Source organism: Bacteroides sp. RTP21281st1_H5_RTP21281_210402 (assembly GCF_040918965.1).
GTDB lineage: Bacteria > Bacteroidota > Bacteroidia > Bacteroidales > Bacteroidaceae > Bacteroides > Bacteroides congonensis.
In genome coordinates this window covers 126,831-151,609 of the sequence record NZ_JBCOWR010000001.1, presented here as the reverse complement: position 1 = coordinate 151,609, position 24,779 = coordinate 126,831, and the positions used below count along the sequence as shown (strand labels likewise).

17 protein-coding genes, 2 tRNA genes and 2 pseudogenes are annotated in these 24,779 nt (G+C 44.1%); 12 read left to right on the top strand and 9 right to left on the bottom strand.

The window, feature by feature from the left end; translation table 11 throughout:
* Positions 1 to 3: 3 nt before the first annotated feature.
* From AB5443_RS00630 to AB5443_RS00615, 4 genes and pseudogenes are all read left to right on the top strand, one after another.
* Positions 4 to 849: pseudogene (locus tag AB5443_RS00630) on the top strand (RHS repeat-associated core domain-containing protein); the annotation flags it as partial.
* Positions 850 to 867: 18 nt separating this feature from the next.
* Complete coding sequence (locus AB5443_RS00625) at positions 868 to 1,161, top strand: colicin immunity domain-containing protein (protein WP_277133478.1); 294 nt, start codon at positions 868 to 870, stop codon at positions 1,159 to 1,161.
* A gap of 167 nt (positions 1,162 to 1,328) precedes the next feature.
* Positions 1,329 to 2,366 (top strand): annotated as a pseudogene (locus tag AB5443_RS00620) (RHS repeat-associated core domain-containing protein); the annotation flags it as partial.
* Positions 2,326 to 2,895 carry a hypothetical protein gene (locus AB5443_RS00615; RefSeq protein ID WP_277133476.1) on the top strand — a complete coding sequence of 190 codons (570 nt, stop codon included), beginning with the start codon at positions 2,326 to 2,328 and terminating at the stop codon, positions 2,893 to 2,895. The pseudogene AB5443_RS00620 and the gene AB5443_RS00615, both read left to right, overlap by 41 nt.
* Positions 2,896 to 2,968: 73 nt before the next feature.
* Here AB5443_RS00615 and AB5443_RS00610 read toward each other — a convergent pair whose 3' ends face one another.
* On the bottom strand, positions 2,969 to 4,018 hold the full coding sequence (locus tag AB5443_RS00610) for a leucine-rich repeat domain-containing protein (RefSeq protein WP_277133474.1): 1,050 nt from the start codon (positions 4,016 to 4,018) through the stop codon (positions 2,969 to 2,971).
* A 103-nt stretch (positions 4,019 to 4,121) separates the two neighbouring features.
* On the opposite strand from AB5443_RS00610, the gene AB5443_RS00605 reads away from it, so the two are divergent.
* Positions 4,122 to 5,018: a CPBP family intramembrane glutamic endopeptidase gene (locus AB5443_RS00605; protein WP_277133472.1), complete on the top strand. Its 897-nt coding sequence runs from the start codon at positions 4,122 to 4,124 to the stop codon at positions 5,016 to 5,018.
* On the opposite strand, the gene AB5443_RS00600 is transcribed toward AB5443_RS00605, so the two are convergent.
* Entirely contained in the window at positions 4,990 to 7,122 is a 2,133-nt protein-coding gene (locus tag AB5443_RS00600; protein WP_277133470.1) for a Tex family protein, read from the bottom strand. The two genes, AB5443_RS00605 and AB5443_RS00600, sit on opposite strands and share 29 nt — an antisense overlap.
* A 118-nt stretch (positions 7,123 to 7,240) precedes the next feature.
* On the opposite strand from AB5443_RS00600, the gene AB5443_RS00595 reads away from it, so the two are divergent.
* From AB5443_RS00595 to AB5443_RS00585, 3 genes are all read left to right on the top strand, one after another.
* Positions 7,241 to 9,181, top strand: coding sequence for a HAMP domain-containing sensor histidine kinase (locus AB5443_RS00595; RefSeq protein ID WP_277133468.1), 1,941 nt, complete (start codon positions 7,241 to 7,243; stop codon positions 9,179 to 9,181).
* The gene (locus AB5443_RS00590) at positions 9,178 to 10,920 is read left to right on the top strand and encodes a bifunctional UDP-sugar hydrolase/5'-nucleotidase (protein ID WP_277133467.1); all 1,743 of its coding nucleotides are present in this window, start codon (positions 9,178 to 9,180) and stop codon (positions 10,918 to 10,920) included. Before AB5443_RS00595 ends, AB5443_RS00590 begins: the two co-directional genes overlap by 4 nt.
* A 93-nt stretch (positions 10,921 to 11,013) precedes the next feature.
* Positions 11,014 to 11,913 carry an AraC family transcriptional regulator gene (locus tag AB5443_RS00585; RefSeq protein ID WP_022138464.1) on the top strand — a complete coding sequence of 300 codons (900 nt, stop codon included), beginning with the start codon at positions 11,014 to 11,016 and terminating at the stop codon, positions 11,911 to 11,913.
* A gap of 35 nt (positions 11,914 to 11,948) precedes the next feature.
* Here AB5443_RS00585 and AB5443_RS00580 read toward each other — a convergent pair whose 3' ends face one another.
* The gene (locus AB5443_RS00580; RefSeq protein WP_022138465.1) at positions 11,949 to 12,533 is read right to left on the bottom strand and encodes a Crp/Fnr family transcriptional regulator; all 585 of its coding nucleotides are present in this window, start codon (positions 12,531 to 12,533) and stop codon (positions 11,949 to 11,951) included.
* Positions 12,534 to 12,548: 15 nt separating this feature from the next.
* Between AB5443_RS00580 and AB5443_RS00575 the strand changes: the two genes are divergently transcribed.
* On the top strand, positions 12,549 to 13,370 hold the full coding sequence (locus AB5443_RS00575; protein ID WP_044653451.1) for a DUF3845 domain-containing protein: 822 nt from the start codon (positions 12,549 to 12,551) through the stop codon (positions 13,368 to 13,370).
* Between the two features lie 29 nt (positions 13,371 to 13,399).
* Here the strand turns inward: AB5443_RS00575 and AB5443_RS00570 are convergent.
* The 4 genes from AB5443_RS00570 to AB5443_RS00555 form a co-directional block, all read right to left on the bottom strand.
* Positions 13,400 to 13,471 (bottom strand) — tRNA-Glu (locus AB5443_RS00570).
* 65 nt (positions 13,472 to 13,536) lie between these two features.
* Positions 13,537 to 13,623: transfer RNA gene (locus AB5443_RS00565), tRNA-Ser, on the bottom strand.
* Positions 13,624 to 14,062: 439 nt separating this feature from the next.
* Positions 14,063 to 15,490: a VWA domain-containing protein gene (locus tag AB5443_RS00560; protein ID WP_277133463.1), complete on the bottom strand. Its 1,428-nt coding sequence runs from the start codon at positions 15,488 to 15,490 to the stop codon at positions 14,063 to 14,065.
* The gene (locus tag AB5443_RS00555; RefSeq protein ID WP_368113027.1) at positions 15,465 to 17,039 is read right to left on the bottom strand and encodes an AAA family ATPase; all 1,575 of its coding nucleotides are present in this window, start codon (positions 17,037 to 17,039) and stop codon (positions 15,465 to 15,467) included. Before AB5443_RS00555 ends, AB5443_RS00560 begins: the two co-directional genes overlap by 26 nt.
* A 208-nt stretch (positions 17,040 to 17,247) precedes the next feature.
* Here AB5443_RS00555 and AB5443_RS00550 point away from each other — a divergent pair, with 208 nt between their 5' ends.
* From AB5443_RS00550 to AB5443_RS00540, 3 genes are all read left to right on the top strand, one after another.
* A complete protein-coding gene (locus AB5443_RS00550; RefSeq protein WP_022137752.1) occupies positions 17,248 to 17,694 on the top strand; it encodes a hypothetical protein in 447 nt (148 codons plus the stop codon).
* 254 nt (positions 17,695 to 17,948) lie between these two features.
* The gene (locus tag AB5443_RS00545; RefSeq protein WP_044654747.1) at positions 17,949 to 19,613 is read left to right on the top strand and encodes a putative transporter; all 1,665 of its coding nucleotides are present in this window, start codon (positions 17,949 to 17,951) and stop codon (positions 19,611 to 19,613) included.
* 142 nt (positions 19,614 to 19,755) lie between these two features.
* Positions 19,756 to 21,750 carry a fructose-bisphosphatase class III gene (locus tag AB5443_RS00540; protein ID WP_022140183.1) on the top strand — a complete coding sequence of 665 codons (1,995 nt, stop codon included), beginning with the start codon at positions 19,756 to 19,758 and terminating at the stop codon, positions 21,748 to 21,750.
* Positions 21,751 to 21,858: 108 nt separating this feature from the next.
* On the opposite strand, the gene AB5443_RS00535 is transcribed toward AB5443_RS00540, so the two are convergent.
* Together AB5443_RS00535 and AB5443_RS00530 are read right to left on the bottom strand one after the other, a co-directional pair.
* Positions 21,859 to 23,007: a hypothetical protein gene (locus AB5443_RS00535; protein ID WP_277133460.1), complete on the bottom strand. Its 1,149-nt coding sequence runs from the start codon at positions 23,005 to 23,007 to the stop codon at positions 21,859 to 21,861.
* Between the two features lie 51 nt (positions 23,008 to 23,058).
* Complete coding sequence (locus tag AB5443_RS00530; RefSeq protein ID WP_044653731.1) at positions 23,059 to 24,717, bottom strand: long-chain fatty acid--CoA ligase; 1,659 nt, start codon at positions 24,715 to 24,717, stop codon at positions 23,059 to 23,061.
* Between the last annotated feature and the right edge of the window lie 62 nt (positions 24,718 to 24,779).

Below are 24,779 nucleotides of genomic sequence, written 5' to 3'. Positions count from 1 at the left end.
TTTGGCGGTACGTTTGCTTCGACTTCGTCTGTTCAGGATTACAAGTATAACGGGAAGGAGCTGGATAGAAAAGGCAGTCTGGATTGGTATGATTACGGGGCTAGACGTTATGATGCGGCATTGGGACGCTGGCATGCGGCGGATCCATTAAGTGAAAAGTATTATTCGGAAGGTGTATATGGTTATTGTGGAAATAATCCGGTAAATCGTGTTGATCTCTTTGGAATGGATTATTGGAGCACGAATGATACATATGAGATTGCACGTTTCATGGATGCTTTCCGTTTTAATAATACTTCTATAGCTGAGACTTTCAACTTTGGTTCTTGGAATCATGTAACGGACGGTGAATTTACAGGTAATCTGACGTTCAGTGACAAAACGAATACCTTTTATTCAAGTTATGGTGCTGTAGAAAATGGAGTTTCTACAAGAGTTGGTGTTTCTATAAAAGCATCCAATGTATGGGATGGCGGAGCATCAATAGATGGCGGCAGAGGACGTTGGTATCGGAAAGCATCCGGTAGACTGGAAAATACATATCCGGAGTTTGAGATACTTATGTTGGGAAGAGGGTTATTTAATTGGGCTTCACAAGTGGTAAAATCTTCTTCTAAAGAGTTGTTTAACTTTAGTATTAGAGCAGCGGAACATATGGCTGAAAAAGAAAGAACTGTTCCTGTTCAAATATTGCAACAAGCTATCAAAGAAGCAAAAGGTATACCAGATCCACGAGGTTCCAAAGCTTTAATGTATACTACTAAAATATGGAAAAATGGTAGGCTGTACAATTTGGAGATCCTTTACGATAAAGCAACAAATGCTATTTGGCATTTCAAATATTATTGATGAAAATTATAGTAAATTATGTATGCAAAAAATGATAAAAGAAGGTTGTATGAACTGCTGAAATTGTATTTGTCTCAAAGAATAACAGCTTCAAACTTGTGTGATGAATTTTATTTTTGTTATGATTTGGAGTTGGATCATTCTACATTAACAGAATTAGAAACGCAAGTATTTATTGAATTGGATAAAGTATGTAGTAGATTTTCACCGTATAAAGAAGATTATAAATTAGATCCTAAAGCTTTTGTTACAGAAGCGGAACTTCAACAAGTTGTAAGAGATGTACAAAATCAATTAAATATATCAGATTGATATCTAAGGATTTTAAATAGATAGAAAACTTGCTTTATCTTGATATAAGTTAACTGAAACTTTATTTATATCGAAGTAGTTCTAGTAGTGAGGACGGTGACGATCTACAAAATTTTTTTAAACTGTTCAATAAGTATGTGAAAAAGAAAGTTGTGAATGATCCAAATACTACTACCGATTATTGCGGTAATGTGATCTATGAGAATGGAATCCCCAAGACTTTATTGACAGATGCCGGATTTGTATCTTTGAGTGATAGTAAGTATCATTATTATTTGCAGGATCATCAAGATAACAACCGTGTAGTGGCAGACCAAAACGGAAATGTTGAGGAAGTAAACCATTACTATCCGTTTGGTGGTACGTTTGCTTCGACTGCGTCTGTTCAGGATTACAAGTATAACGGGAAGGAACTGGATAGAAAAGGCGGTCTGGATTGGTATGATTACGGGGCTAGACGTTATGATGCGGCATTGGGGCGCTGGCATGCGGCGGATCCGATGGCGGAGAAATATTATGGTTGGAGTCCGTATAATTATTGTGTGAATAATCCGATTAAATATATTGATCCTAATGGTCAGACTATCGTTATTTGGTATAAGAATGAAGCTGGAAGAGATTTGTCATTTTCATATAGTGGTGGCAATGTAACTCATTCTAATCCGTTTGTTCAAGCTGTTATAACAGCATATCAATATAATAAAGCGAATGGTGCGAAAGCGGGTAATGGCGGCGGAGTTTCAACAGTGGCAATTGTGGAGAATACTGATATAAAAGTAAATGTGAGGGAAGCGACGCTGAGAAATGCGTATAATCCGGATGCTGCACGTGGAAAAGGAAGTATCTATTGGAAAAGTAATTGGGGCTCGCAAAATGATAATGGAACGGTAAATTATCCCGCTACCATATTCGATCATGAAGCCGATCATGCTTTGGAACATAAAACAAATGCTCAAGAATATGATGTAAATAGGATGAAAGATAGTGATCCGCAATATGAGACAAAAGAAGAAAGACGAGTGATAACTGGTTCTAAACAGAAAACTTCGAAGGCTAATGGAGAAACTCGTCCAGGACAAGTTACAAGAAGAAATCATGGTGGAAAAACTGTAATAACGAAAGGAGTTACTTCGAATGTAATTGATAAACAAAAAACACAAGTATATGAAAAAAGAAAGAAACCTACATGGAGTTCAGAATTGTAAAAGAATATATTATTATGGTTCGTTAGTTTTATTGTTTCTATTTATGACTTCATGCAAAAGTAATCGTTTTATGATTGATAGCAACGAAGTGGAAAATGTAAACTTTTGGTTTATCGGAGATGTAGATACAGACATTCCTATCACCGATTGTTTGCACATTGTGTTTGGAGACGATAGCCATAAAATGATTATTCGTGATAGAAAGATTGTTGATCGTTTTGTGGCTTTGGTAAATCAATTGAAACCTGCTGCTCCTGATTCTTATATTGATCTTAGAGTAAGTTCACTTATAAGATTAAAACCGATAAACAGTGAAAGGCAACCTGATATAAAAGTCTGCATTGGTGCTGGTGGATATGGAGTACTTTTAAATGATGTATTGATGAAAGGAAATCCTAAAGAACTTCAGAAGTTTGTTCAGGAAGAATTATATGATTCTCTTACCCCGTATGAATGGTTGCCTGATTTTATAAAAGGATATCTTAAGGATCATCCTGAAGAAAGGAGCAAATATTTGCCTGACGAATAAATAATTGATGAATATTTTCCCCTGATATAAACTCACTAATAACGAATTTATATCAGGGGAAATCTTTTTCTTCTTATTTCTTATAAATCAACTTGCTCGGCACACCGTCTCCAAACAAACTATCACCCAGCGTTGTAATCTTATCCCCCGTAGCCAACACATAACGCAGGTTATCACATCCCATAAACGCACCGAACTCGATAGCCGTCACACTGGCCGGCAGTTCCAATGTACCGCAAAGGCGACCGCAGTTGCTGAACACACGCTGTCCGATAGACTTCAGATTATGCGGTAATTTCATATTCAACAGATACTTCTTCTGTGCGAAAGTGAAATCGGGAATAGCCGTAGCGTTTGTCTTGGAAATATCGACTGACACCAGATTCGGCATATAATCGCGGATAAGTTTGAAATCAGCATTATCCAGTTTTCCTTCAACGGTCAGGAAATTGATATCACGAGGCTGCAATCCCGCTTTCAGAATCTCCTCTTCCAGTTTGCCCATAAGTCCTACCTGCAAAGTCGCTTCCACCGGCTCACCTTCGATGAAAGCAAAGTTCTGCCATCTGTCCTTGTAGCGGTAAGAGTCGCTGCTGCCCAGTGGCACGAAGATAGCGGTAACACTGTCCGCCAATGCTTCCGGCAACAGGTTGGGAGCGGTCTTTTTGCGGATCTGGCAGATTTTCAGATTCTCGCAGCCTTTAAAGGCGGCATCTTCGATATTCTTGGTCTTTTCGGAGAGGATAACTTTTTCCAGACTCAGTTTGCCTTTGGTCACTCCGTCCACTACATTGGAGAAAGCATAGGCAGGGATGAAGTTCGGCATATAAATGTAGAACTTGCCGTTTGGATAAGTTCCCGACTTACCGCTGTACATCTTTATTTCGGCATTCGAAATATCCAGTACTTTCAGGTTATCGAACTCGTCACGCAGGTGCCTGAAGTCTTCGGCATTCAGTTTTCCGGTAAGGGTGAGGTGGGTGACGGCGTTGGCTTCGTCTTCCGTCATCATGGAAATCAGTGTTCCGGGTTTGCTTACATAGTACGTTTTACTCACTTGCGCTGCGGCTCCTAATGAGTTGGCAGCCAATAAGAAGCTTATCAATAGTAGTTTAAATTTCATAATTTTGCAGATTTGTTCTGACAAATATAGGAAAAAACAGGATTACATGATGTTTTTTTATGTTTTATATCTAATTTTGTAGCCGGATTAACAAATTGTAAAGATGGCGGCAGACGATATTGTAGAGAAAAAAGAGCCAAAGAGACTTCCTGTATGGGCGTGCATCCCACTGTTCATTGTGGTGTTTCTGGTATTCATGGGATTATATGGTACGTTGACTCAAGGTTTCTTGTCATTGGTGCTTGGTGTGGAAGCCCGCCATCCGGGGATGGTGGGGTATATTCTGCTCGAAACCAGTATGTTGTTGGCTGTCCTTACTGCCGCCGCTATCATGCTCCGCTTTGAACGGCGTCCGTTTTCCGATTTGGGACTGTCCGTAAAGGGGCACGCAAGAGGGTTGTGGTATGGTTTTCTGATGGCTGTCTTGTTATATTTCCTCGGCTTCGGACTGTCTCTGATGATGGGAGAAGTGGAAGTGACCGGCTTTCAGTTCAAGCCGTTGGATTTGCTGGGGTCGTTGTTGTTTTTTCTGTTAGTCGCGTTGTTTGAAGAGATTCTGATGCGCGGGTATATCCTCGGACGTTTGCTGCACACCCGCCTGAACAAGTTCCTGTCACTGTTCATCTCGGCATCGTTGTTCGCCTTGCTGCATATTTTCAATCCGGAGATAGACATCCTGCCGATGGTAAATCTTGTACTGGCAGGCATGCTGTTGGGAGCTTCCTATTTATATACGCGGAATCTTTGTTTCCCCATTTCACTGCATCTTTTCTGGAACTGGATACAAGGCCCGATATTGGGCTATCAGGTGAGCGGGAACGATTTCATGTCTACTATGCTGAAACTGCGTATGCCCGAAGAGAACGTACTGAATGGCGGAGCCTTCGGTTTTGAAGGCTCGCTCATATGCACAGTACTTATGATCGTATTTACGATTCTGATAGTCTGGTGGGGTGAGAAGAGAGAGGCGATCAGTCTTGCTGTACCCCGATCATGCTAAGCTGAATCCGTTTCCGGTCGGTATCTACGTTCATCACTTTCACCATGACGTGCTGATGGATGGATACGATTTCTGTGGGGTCGGAGATGAACCGTTCGGCCATTTGGGAGAGATGTACAAGGCCATTCTCCTTGATACCTATATCGACGAAAGCACCGAAATTTGTGATATTGCCTACGATGCCCGGAAGAATCATTCCTTCGCGGAGATCGGCTATGGTGCGTACGTTCTTGTCAAATTCAAATACTTTGATGGCTTTACGCGGGTCACGTCCCGGTTTGTCGAGCTCTTGTAGGATGTCCTGTAAGGTAGGCAGACCGACGGTGGGGGTGATGTAGTCGGAGATGGTAATCTTCTGACGGAGCCCCTTGTCGGTTATCAGTTCATCGACGGTACATTTCAGGTCTTTTGCCATCTGCTCCACGATGTGGTAACTTTCGGGATGCACGGCCGTATTGTCCAACGGGTTCTTTGCCTCGGGGATACGAAGGAAACCCGCACATTGCTCAAAAGCTTTCGCGCCCATGCGCGGGACTTTCATCAGTTCTTTGCGTGAACTGAATGCTCCGTTTTCTGCCCGATAGTTGACGATATTCTGGGCCAGTTGCGGGCCTAAACCGGAAATGTACGTCAGCAGATGACTGCTTGCCGTGTTCAGGTTCACTCCGACGAGGTTCACGCAGTTTTCTACAGTCTGGTCGAGTGCCTTCTTCAGCTTCGTCTGGTCTACATCGTGCTGATATTGACCGACTCCGATGGATTTGGGATCAATTTTTACCAATTCCGCCAACGGATCCATCAACCGGCGTCCGATAGAAACTGCTCCTCTGACTGTCACGTCATATTCGGGAAACTCGTCACGGGCGATTTTGGAAGCCGAATAGATGGAAGCTCCCTGCTCGCTGACTACAAACACGGGAATCTGACGGTCGAAGCTCTGGCGGCTGATAAAATCTTCCGTTTCACGACTTGCCGTCCCGTTACCGATGGAGATGGCTTCTATCTGATAGGCTTCAATCATCTTGCGGAGTTTGGATGCCGCTTCACTGGTTTTGTTGACGGGCGGATGCGGGTAAATATTCTCGTTATGCAATAAATTTCCTTGCGCGTCGAGACAGACAACTTTACATCCGGTACGGAATCCGGGGTCGATGGCGAGTACCCGTTTCTGTCCTAAAGGCGCTGCGAGAAGTAGCTGGCGAAGGTTTTCGGCAAAAACACGGATGGCTTCATCGTCCGCTTTCTCTTTCGACTGGGCGGCAAATTCCGTTTCGATGGAAGGTTTGAGCAGACGTTTGTAGGCATCGGCGGTAGCTTCGTTCACTTGGCGGCTGCATTCGTTGTTGCCACGTACGAACTGGCGTTCCAGACGTTCGAGGCATGCTTCGTCGTCCGGGGTGATGGAGACTTTCAGCAGTCCTTCCGATTCTGCCCGGCGGATGGCGAGCAGACGGTGGGAAGTGCAGCGTTTCAAGGGTTCGGAGAAGTCGAAGTAATCACGATATTTGGCGGCTTCTTCCTCTTTGCCTTTCACTACTTTGGCACTGATTTCCGCCTGGCGGCTGAATTGATTACGTATGGCGTTGCGGGCACGCTCGTCTTCGTTCACTTGTTCGGCGATGATGTCGCGCGCACCTTTCAGGGCATCTTCCACATCTTTCACTTCACCTTTGACAAAGGCGGCGGCACGGGCGGCGGGATTGTTTTCCCTTTGTAACATCAAGAGGGTGGCGAGCGGTTCCAGTCCTTTCTGACGGGCTGCTTCGGCACGCGTCTTCCGCTTGGGTTTGTAGGGGAGGTAGATGTCTTCCAGTTCCGTCGGATTCCAGGTATCGTTGATACGCTTTTCCAACTCGGCAGTCAGCTTTCCCTGTTCGGTGATGGTGCTGAGAATCGTCTCTTTGCGCTTGGCTATGTCGCACAGCTTATCATGCTGCTCCTTTATCTGCTCTATCTGAACTTCATCCAGTCCGCCCGTAGCCTCTTTACGGTAGCGGCTGATAAAAGGAATCGTGGCACCTTCACCCAGAAGATGGAGAGTGCTGCTTATTTGTCTTTCCGGTATCCCCGACAGGCCGGAAATCATCTTGTGAAATAATTCCATATATAGTCTTTTGAAAATAAATGAGCGACAAAAATACATATAAATCTCATATAACCCGACAAGTTTTATTATATTTGCAGCTTGAATAAAAGAATTGACACATCAAAACTGCATGATTATGCTGAGATTTTTAGGATATCTTTTTATCTTTTCCCTTTGGCTTTTACAGTCAATGGAAATCTTTGCTGCCTCTAAAGACAAGAATCCCATCCTGATTATCTGTTCCTATAATCCCGCTGCACACCAGACTTCGGTAACTATTTCCGACTATATGGAAGAATATAATAAGTTGGGCGGAAAACGGGATATTATCATCGAAAACATGAATTGCAAGAGTTTCTCGGAGTCTCCTTTGTGGAGCGACATGATGACGCAGATTCTTTCTAAATATAAGGGGGAGAACCATCCGGCACAGATTGTCTTGTTAGGACAGGAAGCGTGGGCGGCTTATTTGTCGCAGAGGGATTCGATGCAGGTCAAAGTACCGGTGATATGTAGTCTGGTCAGTAGCAATGTGGTGATTCTGCCGAAGGATACGATGGAGCATCTCGATAGCTGGATGCCCGAATCGGTCGATATATTTGACGACCATCTGAATATTCCCGAACTGAAGTCGGGCTTTATCAACCGTTATAATATTGAGGATAATATCCGCATGATTCAGGCTTTTTATCCGAAGACGGAGCACATCGCTTTCATTTCGGACAATACCTATGGTGGAGTGACGATGCAGGCGTTGATGCGAAAGGAGATGGAGAAATTTCCTGACCTTGACCTGATTCTGATGGACGGACGGAGACATACAATCTACACGATTGTCGAGGAATTGAGAAATCTGCCGGAAAATACAGTGATTATGGTGGGAACCTGGCGGGTGGATATGAACGAGGGGTATTTCATGCGGAATGCTACATATGCGATGATGGAAGCGACTCCTGCCATCCCGACTTTTACACCATCATCGGTGAGCCTGGGATATTGGGCAATCGGCGGCGTGCTGCCCGATTACCGGAAAGTGGGTGGAGAAATGGCTATGGAATCCATCCGTCTGGATAATCAGGCGGATAGTCAGATAGGGGATGTGGAGAAGCATCTGGAGATTATCGGTAGCAAGGCTGTATTGGACAGCCGGAAGATGAAAGAGTGGGGGTTGAATCCGAATGTTTTGCCTTTTGATGTGCAGCTTGTCAATCAGCCGGTTTCGTTCTATCAGCAGTACACGTATCAGATATGGTCTGCCTGTGCGCTGTTTGTGGTGTTGACGCTGGGACTGTTCATTTCTCTTTTCTTTTATTTCCGTACGAAGCGTCTGAAGGATGAACTGTTGAAGTCGGAGAAGGATTTGCGCGTGGCGAAAGATAAGGCGGAAGAGTCCAATCGACTGAAGAGCGCTTTCCTTGCGAATATGAGCCATGAGATACGGACACCGTTGAACTCGATTGTCGGATTCTCGGATGTGCTGGCTGTGGGCGGCAGCACGGAAGAGGAACAGCAGTCTTATTATCAGATTATCAAAACGAATTCTGACTTGTTGCTGCGCCTGATTAATGATATTCTCGATCTTTCCCGTCTGGAAGCCAACCGAGTGACTTTGACATGGGGGGAGTGCGATGTGGTGCAGTTGTGCAGGCAAGTGGTGGCTTCCGTCAGTTTCTCGCAGCATTCGTCGGATAATCAGTTTCTGTTTACTACAAAAATTGATACTTACCGCATGGAGACGGATGTACAGCGTATGCAGCAGGTGATTATCAATTTGCTTTCAAATGCGAATAAGTTTACGAAAAAAGGAACGATTACGTTGGACTTTTCGATTGATGAGACGAAGCAAATGGCTGTTTTCTCGGTGACGGACACGGGATGCGGTATCCCGAAGGAGAAGCAGGGGCTTGTGTTCGAGCGTTTTGAGAAGCTGAATGAGTATGCGCAGGGAACAGGTCTGGGACTGTCTATCTGCAAATTGATTGTGTATAAATGGAAGGGTGCTATATGGATTGATCCCGACTATACCGGTGGGGCCCGGTTCGTATTCTCGCATCCGCTAAAAATAGAAAAAGAATGAAACGGATTACATTAATTTATGTGTGGCTTCTATGTCTGGTGCTGTCGGTGGCAGCGCAGGAGAAAGTGGTGAAGCTGAAGATTGTACAGACAAGCGATGTGCACGGCAACTATTATCCTTACAATTTCATAACCCGTCAGGAATGGAAAGGCAGTCTTGCACGGATATATTCGTTTGTGCAGAAAGAGCGCGAGCAGTATAAAGATAACCTGATATTATTGGATAACGGGGATATTTTGCAGGGACAGCCTACCGCTTATTATTATAATTACATAGATACTGTGTCTCCGCATCTTTGTGCGGAAATGATGAATTATATGAAGTATGATGCCGGCAACATGGGCAACCATGACGTGGAAACGGGACGTGCCGTGTTCGACCGTTGGATCGGCACTTGTGACTTCCCCGTGCTGGGTGCCAATATCATCGATACATCTACGGGAAAGACGCATCTGCCGCCTTATAAGGTGTTGGAGCGTGATGGCGTGAAAATCGTTGTTCTCGGAATGATTACCCCTGCCATCCCGGCATGGCTCTCGGAAAATTTGTGGAAGGGGTTACGTTTTGATGATATGGAAGAGACGGCTCGCAAGTGGATGAAGATTATTCGTGAAAAGGAAAATCCGGATTTGGTCATCGGGCTGTTCCATGCGGGACAGGAAGCATTCAAGATGTCGGGAAAATATAATGAGAATGCGTCACTGGATGTAGCGAAGAATGTGCCGGGATTTGATATAGTATTGATGGGGCACGACCATGCGCGTGAATGTAAGAAGGTGATGAATGTGGCCGGAGATTCGGTGCTGATTATTGATCCGGCAAGCAACGGGGTTGTCTTGTCGAATGTGGACGTAACTGTCAGGATGAAAGACGGCAAGGTCTTGGGCAAGGATATTCAGGGAGTGCTGACGGCTACGAAGGACTATGGTGTCAGCGAGGATTTTATGAAGCGTTTTGCTCCGCAATATGAGGACGTACAGAAGTTTGTTTCCAAGAAGATCGGTACGTTTACCGGGGATATTTCTACGCATCCTTCTTTCTTCGGCCCTTCTGCTTTTATCGACTTGATACATACATTGCAGCTTGATATTACAGGGGCTGAGATTTCCTTTGCCGCTCCGCTTTCATTCGACGCGGAAATAAAGAAGGGGGATGTGTTCGTGAGCGATATGTTCAACTTATACAAATATGAGAATATGCTGTATGTGATGACATTGTCGGGAAAAGAAATCAAGGATTTCCTGGAAATGTCTTATTATATGTGGACTAACCGGATGAAGTCGCCGGATGATCATCTGCTCTGGTTCAAGGAGAAACGTCGTGAAGGTGCGGAGGACAGGGCTTCTTTCCAGAATTTCAGCTTTAACTTCGATTCGGCTTCAGGCATTATTTATACGGTGGATGTCACCAAGCCGAAAGGGGAGAAGATAACGATTGTCAGTATGGCGGATGGTTCTCCTTTCCATTTGGATAAGATTTATAAGGTGGCGTTGAACTCTTATCGGGGTAATGGCGGTGGAGAATTACTGACAAAAGGGTCGGGCATTCCTCAAGAGAAATTGAAAGAACGTATTGTCTTTTCTACTGATAAGGATCTTCGTTTTTATCTGATGAATTACATTGAGAAGAAGGGAACGATGGATCCGAAAGTGTTGAACCAGTGGAAGTTCGTTCCGGATAAGTGGACAGTGCCTGCTGCCAAACGTGATTCCGAATATTTGTTCGGGCATGGTCAATAAGTAGCCAATAATGTTCTTTTTGTCCTGTAATATCCTATCTTGACTTGTATATATGATTTATTGCTGATATATTTGTCGCAAAAAAGAGAGAGTATGGATATTCAAAGTGTTCCGAAGATTGGTATTTCTTCGGTGGTTCATTCAAAGCATATAGATTCCGACAGCATTGATGTTGTTGATAATGATATAGCGCTCTTCGATACGGAGAGCGTTATTTCCTTGTATAATGGCCCCAGTAAAATGGAGGTACTGACAATAGGGCTTTGCCTGCAGGGCGAAGGGGCTTTCAATATCAGTTTGCGCGAGTTTCAGTTGTCACCGGGAGTGATGGTAGTGGCGTTGCCGAATCAGATTATCGAACACCGGTATTTCAGTCCGGACTATAAAGGTATATTCTTTGCTGTGTCGAAGAATGTATTGGAGACATTACCTAAGGTCGGGAATATGCTTTCACTGTTTTTCTATCTGAAGGATTATCCATGCTTCAGTCTCACTCCGCATGAGCAGGAAGTGATTCAGGAATATCATACGTTTGTGAGAAAGCGGTTGAGGGACAAAAAGGGTACATACCGCAGGGAAGCTGTAATGGGTTTGATGCAGGGCTTTTTCTTCGAGCTTTGCAATATCTTTAATAATCATGCTCCTGTAGCTGCTGCGCCTAAAACCAAGACCAGAAAAGAGTATATCTTCGAGCGTTTTTATGAATCGTTGGTCGAGTCTTACCAATTTGAACGTAGTGTGAAGTTTTATGCGGATCAGTTGTGCCTGACGCCCAAGCATTTGTCGGGTGTGGTGAAAGAGGTCAGCGGGAAAACGGTGGGAGAGTGGATTGATGAGTTTGTTATCCTGGAAGCGAAAGCGCTTCTGAACTCTTCAAGTATGAATATACAGGAGATTGCCGACCGGCTGAATTTTGCCAACCAGTCTTTTTTCGGGAAGTATTTCAAGCATTATACAAATATGTCTCCCAAGGAATACCGGAAAAGCCGATAACGGGGAATTCCGTTATCGCAGTCGGGAAGAATGTCTTATAGAACTCCGGAACGTACGCGGCTCAATGTTTCGGGCGTCATCAGCAGGTAAGAGGCTATGTACGCCAAGGGAGCCCGTTTGATGATTTCGGGATGTGTTTCGAGCAGGAGATTATAACGCTCACGGGCGGATTCAAAACGCCACGAGTCTGCTTTGACCTGTGATACGATCAGGGAGTATTCCAGTATTTTCTGATAGAACATATTGATTTCCCAGTTTTCTCTCGCCAGTTTTTGTATCATGTCCCGAGGGAACAGGTAGATTATGCTAGGTTCCAGTGTTTCTACTATCAGTCGAGTAGGGACTTGTTTCAGGAAACTTTCAATGCACATGGTGATACATCCTTCATAGGAGAAATGTTCGGTAACGTCTTTTCCGTTTTTATAGTAGTACTGCCTGAGCATTCCTTTGCCGACAAATACGATTTCGTGGGCTACTTCTCCTTCCTTCAGCGCGATGGCTCCTTTAGGGAATTCTTCACGAATCAGTATGCTTTCTATCTGTCGTCTTCCTTCTATACTCATCTCGGGGAAACGGGAGTTTACAACGGCATTTACCGTTTCTCTTAATAGTGTATCCATGTCTTTTCTGTCTTGATGTGTGCAAAAATACTAAAAACGGTTGACATAAATCAAGTGTGGTACAAAAAAGATGTATATTTGCCTCTTAAATCAAGATGTAAGACGATAATGAATAAGATAATAGGAGTAGCAGTGTTACTGCTTTGTTTATATGGTTGCGCGAAGGATAATGATGCTATTTATTATCCGGTAGGTAACGTGAACGTTGAGAATGGCGATCCGGCTCTGGAAGATGGAAAGGGTGAATTGGTTGCCCGTAGTTATAATGATGAGGATTATGTACTGGATACGATAGCGCAATATCCGGGAGATCCCACTCTCGGCAAGTTGACGTTTATGGTTAATCTGAAAAATCAATTGGCAGGTAAGGAAGCTGAAGGATTTAATGGAATCGGTAAGTCCGGACTAACAATGAGTCTTGGATACAAGAATGGTAACTATCCGCAAGAAAGTCAAATCCCTGTCTATACCTCATCGGATGTGACTACCGCTTATGCCGTCAAGCTCCGTTTAAAAGGAGAATTGACCTTATCGGGGGATGAATGGATGATCGACTATGTTTATGCCCAACTGGCGAGTCTGTTTCAGCCATATCCGCCTACGGCTTTCCCGGAAGTCTTCATGTGTAAAGGTGGAGAGCAATCATTTGCCTATTTCGACTCTTTCCGCAGAACCTGGACATTCGATATTGAGTATAATCGCTCTAATCTTTCTTTCAGCCAACTGTATTTTAACTTATTCGTAAACTTGGCAGGGCAGAAACGGGAGGACAGAGTCCGGTTGCGGATTGATAAAGATTCTTACTTTGAGATATATAAATTAAAAGAGGGAGTGTAGTTAGAACTACACTCCCTCTTTTAATTTTGTAGTGGGTACGAGAATCGAACTCGTATTACATGCGTGAGAGGCATGTGTCCTAACCGTTAGACGAACCCACCGATTTTTAATTGATTTAAAAAGAGCCAAGTCCTAAAACTTAGCTCTTTTTTATTTTGAGATTTTGCGGAAGCTGGGGGATTCGAACCCCCGGTACCCTTACGAGTACGTCAGTTTAGCAAACTGGTGGTTTCAGCCACTCACCCAAACTTCCTTGAACCCGCATTCTCTCTCAAATGCGGTGCAAAGATAGGGGGAAGTTTTTGACTATGCAAATCTTTTAGCAAGAATTTTTTTACGGTTTTTGGAAGAAATGAGATAACCTGCTATGTTTCAAATGTTAAACGGGAGAATTTTTTTTCGGAGCTTTTGAATTTTAGTAGCAGGGAAGGGGTTTGAAACATATTGACGCTATCCACTCGTTATAGTGACGGTATACTGACGGGATGGGGTAACTATATTGATGGGATAGTGACGCTATGTGAATACATAAAAAAAGGCAGAAAAAAGAGCATAAAAAAAGGCTATCTATCCCAGACAGCCAATCTTTTGTTAACCTTAAATCTAATACTATGAAAAACACATTGCAAATATACGGACTTCTGTGAAATTAGCAAATAAAACAAGAAAAAACGGATGTTTTATAACATTGATTAAATATTTGATTCTTCAATTCTATTTTTATTAAGCTTTTCGGCGGTTTGAACACTATATTCCCAATATTTATCACATAATTTCAGATAACTGTTTTCGGCGCTTTTGCCACCTAAGGAAATGGCGTACATCTTTGTCTCTTTTGTTTTCGCCCGTTCTATGCTTTTGGCCAACATATTATCGACGGGACGCATTTCGAAGTCGGATACGGTAATAATATCTGCTTCCATGTATCCTTCTTCACTGATTTTCCGCAAAGCATGGGTGATAACGGGTTCCATATCCGTGCCACCATGAAAAGACTGGCTGAGGAAATCAACCAGACGGTCGAAGCTGCTTCCTAAATCGGTGATTTCGATACATTCAATATCGTCGGAGAAAAGGATGATGTAACATTTCCGGTGCTGTACTTCCGTCAGTTCGGCGATGGCTAGTAGGGTTGACTTTGCGATTCTTTCCCGCTCTCCTGCCATAGAGCCGGAAGTATCCAGGCAGACGATAAAAGGGCCTTCGGCTTCTTCAGAAACTTCGTTTCCTGCTGTTTTCTTGTCGTTGACGGGTTGTTTTTCGTGCGATTGATAGTCGATTACCTGGAGCCGCTTTTCTATGAAACGTTCGAAGAAGACGGGTTGCAGGCTTTTTTCGGCCAGATAGCAGTACTCGAGAGGGAGAAGGCTGTTCAAGTCGTTTCCTTCACAAATACCTGTTATATCACTACGTGTGGCATGGGATACGATTTGTTCCCGATGGATTCCCGCAGTCATCTTGAAACGTTTCCGGCTGCTTTGGTGTTTCTTTCCCAATATCTCTACCAATTCGCGGATTACCGGATTCCGTTTGATTGTTTCTTCATATTCCAGTATTTGCTCCGCTATCTGTTTATGGTTACGAAGCAGCCAGACGAGACGTGAACCGCCACGAACGGGGAGATTCCTGGATAGTGACAGTTGACGGCGGTAGAAATCGTCACAGAGCTGTTCGATATGTTCCATTTGGTAGTTGAACTCGTTGTTCGAGAGTAACGTATTCCATTTCTCGAAAAAGAGGGCGCGCAGAGCTTTCCATTCTTTGGTGCGCGGACTGATTGCGGCGAAACGCTGGAGATAATACTTGACGTTCAGGTCTACCAGATGGTATTTCATGGAAAAAGGATAAGCGCTGTTTTTCAGGAATTGGAGAAATCTGGTGTCGGACGCTTCATCCATTTCGTGAAAATATTCCCATTGGGATGCATAGCGGGAGTAGAAGTCCTGCAAAGAAGGCAATGTATGACGAAAATACAGATGAATATCCGTGTCCAGTTCTTCGGGGCGGATAATCAGGTTGTGTAGCTGTTCGTCGTACACATCGTAGGCTATTCCCTGCAATTTCTCGTAATAAATGTCTTGCAGGTGTTTGAGCCTAATACTCTCTGTTCTCTTGTTCATGGGCATGGGCGATGATGCGAAGCTCGTTCCGGTAGTTTTCGATGATATGCGCGGTTTCTCCTAAGATTCGTCTTATCTTGCTTTTCTGTGATGGACTCAGGAAAAGATGTTCTTTGGTGTATGCGGTTTCCCGTTCTGAAATCGTCTTGTATTCTGTTTCCATTTGTTGGAGCAGGTCGATGACTTCTTGCAGGGTAAATTCAAACGGGGTACTTTCATCCTGTTGTGCCGGTAGCGGATCGCAATTGTCGTAGCATAATAGCGGATACTCCTGGTTGTTGACAAAGACAGACCGTTTTCCTTTTCGGAGAGAATAGATGTTCTTTTGCGCGATGTTCCTGTTTTTCACAAAGTCATAGGCTTTCAGGATTTTGTTGACAGGACGGAATTTATCTTGCTGGATATAGAATAAACGGTTGCTGTCTTTTTTGAGAGACTGATAGTCTGAAGCGAATATAAGCAGGTTTCCGGCGATATGATAACCTTCGATACGATGATAGAATGCATCTACTACCTGAATACCCGGATCGCTGATTTCCCGCAGGCTATGTTCGGATTTCATGTTTTCTTTGAGGGTATCCAGTTTCTGTTCCAGTCTTTTTTCACCCAGCAGATAGGCGTTGATACCTCGTGCTATGGATTGTTCCACCATTTCTTCAACAATGGGCAGTTGGGATACTTCGTCCCACAGGCAGGCGGTCATTAAGAGACAATCCGAGAAATGGATTCCCGGAGACTCATTCAGACAGGCGGAAGTGCGGAGCAGACTCACAATTTTCTTCCAGCGACGGTCGGATATGTAAATAGGCGGGGTGTTTTCATCACGTCCTGCATTGTACTGCTCAATTTTCCGTTTGATATTGTGAATCAGTTCGAAGATTGTATAGTGGATTCCTACCTTCTCACTTTCAGCTTGTATTTTAGAGTATAACTCGTCGTCTATCTGAAGTTTTCCGGGAATTTCGGGCTCAATCTCTTTTGTGGAGGAAATCATCTGGTCGAAAGCGTATTCCTGTTCGATGCATCCTACGAACTGGCGGATCAGGAAACGGTCATACAACGCTTCCAATCCTTCACCTTTGGCGGGTAACTCGTTGGAAGCGGCGATCAGAGCTTTCAGAGGAACACGCACTGTGAACTGTCCGTTTCGGTATATCTTTTCATTGATAACCGTCAGGAGTGAGTTCTGAATGGCGGGGCCTGCCTTCCATATTTCATCCAGAAAAACAATGGCGGCTGTGGGCAGATATCCTTTGGTTATTCGTTCGTATGTGTCCTCATCTTTTAACTTGGATATGGATACAGGGCCGAATATTTCATCCGGCGTACTGAAACGGGACATCAGATACTCGAAAGCATCCGCATCCTTGAAAGCAAGTTTGAGCCTGCGGGCTACCAGACTCTTGGCTACCCCCGGAGGGCCTAGCAGGAAGATACTTTCACCCGCCATGGCAGATAGCAGGGAGAGCGCGATGGTATGTTCTTTTTCAAATACTCCCTCGTTGAGAGATTTTAGTAATTGAGTGATATGGGATTTGATAGACTTCATGTGACAGATGATTTTCTTGTGTTTTTTAGTGACGGGCAAAGATACAAGAATTCTTTGAAATAGACTCCGTCAGGTTCGGAAGCTTTAGGGGATTTCCTCCTGACAAGTAGGAATTTTCAGTTTCAGGAGGAAAATTCATTCTATACTTTTGTCATATCGAAAGATAAATGATAGATAATAATAAATGAACCATTAAAAATAAAGGAATATGAAAACGAACACATTCAAATACTTAGGCTTGGCTTTGATGGCTGTATTGATGGTAAGCTTTACTTCTTGCGAAGTGGAAATTGACAGTTTTTATGATAGCGATAATAATGGCGCAGGGTATTACAATCGTTCTGCTGATTTGTGCAGCCGCACATGGGTAAGTTTCTATCGGGATATGGACGGTAATTATTGCCGTCAGGAACTCGATTTTTTCTTGGACCGTACCGGAATTGACTATATACGGGTGGAATATCCTAACGGTGCTGTGGAACAGTTTGAATATAATTTCCGTTGGAGTTGGGAGAATTACGCACAGACTTCTATCCGCATGGCTTATGGCCCGAATGATGTTTCATATCTGGATGATGTATATATCGGTGGCAACAGGTTGAGCGGTTATCTGGACGGACGGGATAACTTTGTGGAATATCAGGGAAAAAGATAAAAGATAAGAGCGACAAGCAACAGGTGAAAAGTTGGCGGATGTCAATATGCGGGTAAAAAGAGAAAGGATAATACGGTTAAGACAGGAATATCACAAGTATTAAAAACAAAATAATAGGTAAGGCGGTAAAAGGGTTGCCAATAAGATTTCAGGATACAAGAATCAGACCATACATGGGGCGCGAAATGAAAGCTTAAAAGTTTTGAACGGGACTAAATAGTTTTTATCTTTGCGCCCTATTAGTTTGAATATACATGGAGTGGTTATATAGTCTATTTCTCGAACATTCTGCCTTACAGGCTGTTGTGGTGCTTTCGCTGATTTCGGCGATAGGTTTGGGCTTGGGAAGGGTGCATTTCTGGGGAGTTTCCCTGGGAGTCACTTTTGTTTTTTTTGCGGGCATTCTTGCCGGGCATTTCGGACTTTCGGTAGATCCGCAGATGTTGAATTACGCGGAGAGTTTCGGTCTTGTCATATTTGTTTATTCCCTCGGGCTGCAAGTAGGCCCCGGTTTCTTCAGTTCTTTCCGTAAAGGAGGAGTGACGCTGAATATGCTGGCACTGGGAGTCGTATTTCTAGGAACATTGTTGACGGTGGTGGCGAGCTTTGCCACAGGTGTTTCACTTCCCGATATGGTTGGTATCCTTTGTGGGGCAACCACGAATACTCCGGCGCTGGGAGCTGCACAGCAGACTTTGAAGCAGATGGGAATGGAGAGCAACACACCCGCTTTAGGGTGCGCGGTAGCCTATCCGATGGGGGTAGTCGGCGTTATTCTTGCCGTTTTATTAATTCGTAGAGTACTGGTTCGCAAGGAAGATTTGGAAATAAAAGAGAAAGACGACGCGAACAAAACTTATATTGCAGCGTTTCAAGTACACAATCCTGCTATTTTTAATAAGAGCATCAAGGATATAGCTCATATGAGCTACCCGAAGTTTGTCATTTCCCGTTTGTGGCGGGACGGGCACGTCAGCATCCCGACTTCCGATAAGGTTTTGAAAGAAGGAGACCGCCTGCTGGTGATAACTGCGGAAAAAAATGCCTTGGCTTTGACCGTGCTTTTCGGCGAACAGGAAAATACGGATTGGAACAAAGAGGACATTGACTGGAATGCGATTGACAGCGATCTGGTTTCTCAGCGCATTGTCGTGACCCGTCCTGAACTGAACGGAAAGAAGCTGGGTGCACTCCGGTTGAGAAATCATTATGGGATTAATATCAGCCGTGTCTACCGCTCGGGCGTACAACTGCTTGCCACTCCGGAATTGATACTTCAGTTGGGCGACCGGTTGACGGTAGTGGGAGAGAAAGCGGCTATCCAAAATGTGGAGAAAGTATTGGGTAATGCGGTCAAAAGCCTGAAAGAACCTAATCTGGTGGTTATATTTATAGGCATTGTGTTGGGATTGGCGTTGGGTGCCATTCCTTTTTCCATTCCGGGTGTCAGTACTCCTGTGAAGTTGGGACTGGCGGGTGGCCCGATTATCGTCGGTATCCTTTTGGGTACATTCGGGCCTCGAATACATATGATTACCTATACTACCCGTAGCGCGAATCTGATGCTGCGTGCATTGGGACTTTCGATGTATCTTGCCTGTTTGGGACTGGATGCCGGAGCGCATTTCTTCGATACTGTCTTCCGTCCGGAAGGTCTGCTATGGATTGCTTTGGGAGCCGGATTGACAATTGTCCCGACAGTCTTGGTGGGCTTTATAGCCTTCAAGATGATGAAGATAGATTTCGGAACGGTATCCGGTATGTTGTGCGGAAGTATGGCGAATCCGATGGCGTTGAATTACGTAAACGATACAATTCCCGGTGACAACCCGTCCGTAGCTTATGCGACAGTGTATCCGCTGTGTATGTTCCTGCGGGTGATTATCGCGCAGGTGCTGTTGATGTTCTTGTTAAATTGAAAATTGAGAATTAAAAATTGAGAAATAATGGACTTGTGAATAAAAAGTACTATATTTATCACGAATAATTGAATCGCATGATTCCAAACAAAGAACATAGGAAGCAAAATAATTGGTAATTAGTAAATTGTAATATAATAAAATGACTGCTCAAAGTAATATAACTCCTGAAAGCATTGTGAGCGACCTTCGCTATCTGCAACTGCTTTCCCGAAGTTTTCCTACGATTGCCGATGCAAGTACGGAAATAATCAATCTGGAGGCTATCTTGAATCTACCCAAGGGGACGGAGCATTTCTTGACAGATATACATGGTGAATACGAAGCCTTTCAACATGTGCTGAAAAATGCATCGGGTGCGGTGAAACGTAAAGTGAATGAAATATTCGGTAATACTCTCCGTGAGGCCGAGAAGAAAGAAATCTGCACCTTGATTTACTATCCCGAAGAAAAACTCCAACTGGTGAAAACGCGTGAAAAGGATTTGGACGACTGGTATCTGATTACTCTGAACCAATTGGTGAAAGTCTGCCAGAATGTATCGTCCAAGTACACCCGCTCCAAAGTCCGTAAGTCGCTGCCGGCTGAATTCTCTTATATTATACAGGAGTTATTGCACGAATCTTCCATTGAGCCGAATAAGCATGCCTATATCAATGTGATTATCAGCACGATTATTACTACAAAGCGTGCGGATGATTTCATCATTGCCATGTGCAACCTGATTCAGCGTCTGACGATTGACTCTCTCCATATTGTAGGCGATATCTATGACCGTGGGCCGGGCGCACACATTATTATGGATACTTTGTGCAACTATCACAACTTTGATATTCAATGGGGCAACCATGATATCCTTTGGATGGGCGCTGCTTCCGGTAACGACAGTTGCATTGCCAACGTTATCCGCATGTCGATGCGCTATGGCAACTTGGGTACACTTGAAGACGGTTACGGAATCAACCTGCTTCCATTGGCAACCTTCGCCATGGATACTTATGCCGATGATCCCTGCTCTATCTTCATGCCGAAGATGAATTTTGCCGATGCCCACTACAATGAGAAGACTTTGCGCTTGATAACGCAGATGCATAAAGCGATCACTATTATCCAGTTTAAACTGGAAGCTGAGATTATCGACCGTCGTCCTGAATTCGGGATGGCAAATCGCAAACTGCTGGAGAAGATTGACTTTGAGCGTGGCGTCTTTGTCTATGAAGGTAAGGAATATGCCCTTCGTGATACAAACTTCCCGACCATCGACCCTGCCGACCCTTACCGTCTGACGGATGAAGAGCGTGAATTGGTGGATAAGATTCATTATTCGTTTATGAATAGCGAGAAACTGAAGAAGCATATGCGCTGCCTGTTTACCTACGGCGGGATGTATTTGGTTTCCAATTCCAATCTGCTTTATCATGCTTCCGTGCCTTTGAACGAGGATGGTAGCTTCAAGCATGTCAAAATACGGGGTAAAGAGTACTGGGGACGTAAATTACTGGATAAAGCCGATCAGTTGATTCGTACCGCTTACTTTGACGAAGAAGGAGAAGAAGATAAGGAATTCGCTATGGATTATATCTGGTATATGTGGTGCGGGTCGGAAGCTCCTTTGTTTGACAAGGATAAGATGGCTACTTTCGAACGTTATTTTGTAGAAGACAAAGAACTGCATAAGGAGAAGAAAGGATACTATTATACATTGCGTAACCGGGAAGACATTTGTGACCAAATACTGGCTGAATTTGGCGCTTCAGGCCCTCATTCGCATATTATCAACGGTCATGTGCCTGTGAAAACCATTCAGGGGGAGCAACCGATGAAAGCGAACGGCAAGCTTTTCGTTATCGACGGCGGATTCTCCAAAGCCTATCAGCCGGAAACCGGTATTGCAGGATATACGCTTGTTTATCATTCTCATGGTATGCAACTTGTACAGCATGAACCGTTCCAGTCTCGTCAGAAAGCCATTGAAGAAGGGTTGGATATTAAATCAACTAACTTCGTTTTGGAGTTTAACTCCCAGCGGATGATGGTGAAGGATACTGATAAAGGAAAAGAACTGGTGACGCAGATTCAGGATTTGAAAAAGTTGCTTGTGGCTTATCGTACGGGGCTGATTAAAGAAAAAGTGTGATAGAGCATCCGCACATTATAAATAAAGCCCTGCAAGAACGAAATATCTATTTCATAGTTCTTGCAGGGTTTGTCTTATTATATCGCATTGATATGCTTTGTTCCTTTTTTAGAAAAGCACAATACCGGCTTCTACAATCGCTCCCTTGTCGTAATTACTTGATTTATTATAGAATCTGGTTAGTCCGTAACCACCTGTCGCGAAGATACCGAATTTCTTGGTAATCTGATATTCCAGATTGGCGCGTACCTGTAATGCATACAGACGTCTTGGGATTACTTCGTCTTTGTTATCACAGGCTTCGATATGCTGATATCCGAGGTCACCGCTAATTGAGAGACCTTTATAAACAGGAAGGGACAGACCGGCACGGTAGGACGCACTGATAGAAAATTTGTCATTCAATCCCTGGTACATGGAACCCACTCCCAAAATCGTATAGAATAATTGGTTCTTGAAGCGTACGCCTATATTGGCGGGAGTAGCATTGCCACCATATACCATCATTTGTATTCTTGTGTCAGGATTCGCGTTGACCAGTCCCAGTTGTAGTCCTTTCATGTCTTCCCTGTAATAATTGACCAGTCCGATCTGGAGTCCACGGACTTTTGTAGCGTAATTGCACAATGCTATCTGTAGACCATTCAACTTGGTGGCTGTAATATTGGCAATGCCGGCTATTTGCAAGCCATTCATATTTTCACCTACCACGTTCAGGAGTCCGGAAGTCATCATGCCATTGAAACTCTGTCCCGTGATATTCGCTGCTCCGGAGAGATGGACACCTGAAGCCATGTTTCCCGTCACATTCATAAATCCACTTATCATTACTCCCGAAGTATTGTCTCCGCCGATACCGGTAAGTCCGGCTATGGTTACTCCTTGTGTACCGTCACCGGTTATGTTAACTAATCCGGCAGTGGAGAATCCTACGGTATTGTCTCCGCTGATATTACTGACACCTGCTATTTGGACACCCCGCATCGTCCCGCCTGCCAAGTTTGCCAGTCCTGTAATCTGAACCCCGTTCATGTCACCGTGGACTACGCTTCCCAACGCGTTGATTCCCACTCCATTCAGGCGGTTCATGGTAGACAGCAGGCCGATATTCACATAAGTTGTCTGTGTGCTGTCATGCGGCTGCGTGCAAATATCTTTCCAGATGGAAATATTAATGCCGCCACTTTTATTCTGTGCCGGCAAACAAACGGCAGCCATCAGGATAGCTGCCGTGATTATTGTTTTCTTTATCTTCATTCTATATCTTTTTTCTTCGGTTCAAGTCATATCCTCTACGGCTCAGTTGCCTTACCCTTTCGCTTCCTGATATAAATACCGCTTGATACTCTTCTTCGGCGTCTTCTCAAACTCTTCGGGATAAATTTTCATTTTTGATACCTGGCTGTATGTCGGCAGCATTGTATTCAGTGTTACCCGGTTCTCTTCCATTACCTGCTCGATGTCTTCATTCTTCAGGCCGTGGGCGAAAGCATCATCAAAGTCAGGATAAACAAGACCGACGAGCTTTTCGTTCTGCTGAACGATAATACTTTCGGCTACATACGGCATATTGTTCAGCTTGTCTTCTATTTCTTCAGGATAGATGTTCTGTCCGCTTGCGCTGAGAAGCAGATTTTTGCTGCGTCCCTTGATCGTTACATTACCTTCCTCGTCCATTAATGCCAAGTCGCCTGTATGTAACCAGCCGTCCTTGTCAATCACTTCCTGCGTAGCTTCTTCATTCTTGTAATATCCCAGCATCACATTCGGGCCTTTGCAAACGATTTCTCCTACAATGTTCTCCGGATCGGAAGAAAGAACCCGTACATCCATACGAGGTACGGCTTTTCCGCAAGACCCCGGCTTGAATCTTCTCCAGTCTTCGTAGCAGATAATCGGGCCGCATTCTGTCATTCCATATCCTACGGTATAAGGGAAATCAATCATTTTCAGGAATTGTTCCACTTCCTGATTGAAAGCTGCGCCTCCTACAATCACTGCTTTGAAGTTTCCGCCAAACGCTTTAATCATTTCCTCGCGCACCGTCGCTTTAATCTTGTCATTGATGATAGGTACTTTCAACAATATCTTCATGGCCGGAGTTTCCAACTTTGGAAGTACGCTCTTCTTTATAATTTTCTCGATGATGAGCGGGACAGCCACAATCAGGCTCGGCTTGACTTCCTCGAATGCTTGAAAGATGATTTTCGGACTCGGCATACGGGTAAGAAAGTAGATGTGGCAACCTACGGAAAACTCATAAAGGAATTCGAATGCCAGTCCGTACATATGTGCCATAGGAAGCATGGATACGATTTTGTCTCCGGCTTCCAACTCCAACACTTCAAAGGCGAATTTTGTATTCGACCACAAACTGCGGTAGGGGAGCATTACTCCTTTTGAATAACTGGTTGTTCCGGAAGTATAATTGATTACGGCTAGTTCTTCGGGTTCGTCTTTGTGATAGGCGACGTGTTCTTTGCGGAAATTCTTGGGATATTTCTTACCGAACATTTCATTCAGATGTTCGCGGGCGTAAGTCAGGCGTTCGCTGCGTGATACCAGCAGGGTGAAGTCGTTCATCATCAGGATACCTTCCAATAGCGGCATTGCCGATTCGTTGAGGTTTTCCCATACCATATCTCCTACAAGCAGTAGTTTAGCTTCGGAGTGATTGACGATGTTGTGTACATTGTCCGCTTTAAACTCGTGAAGAATGGGGACGATAACTGCCCCATACGTCAGCGTAGCGAGGAAAGTGACTCCCCAATGCGAACTGTTTCTTCCACAGACGGCAATCTTGTCTCCCTTGCGGATTCCACTTTCTTCAAAAATGATATGGAGTTTTTCGATTTTGCGGGCTACGTCTTTATACTGAAGGGTGGCTCCCTTATAATCTGTCAGGGCATCCAAGTCCCAATTGTTTTTGATACTATTCTCAATGTAAGCTATAAAACTCTGTTCCATTGTTTTTTGCACATTTGGTATTAAATTGTGCAAATATAGCAATTAAATTAAGAATGAAGAAT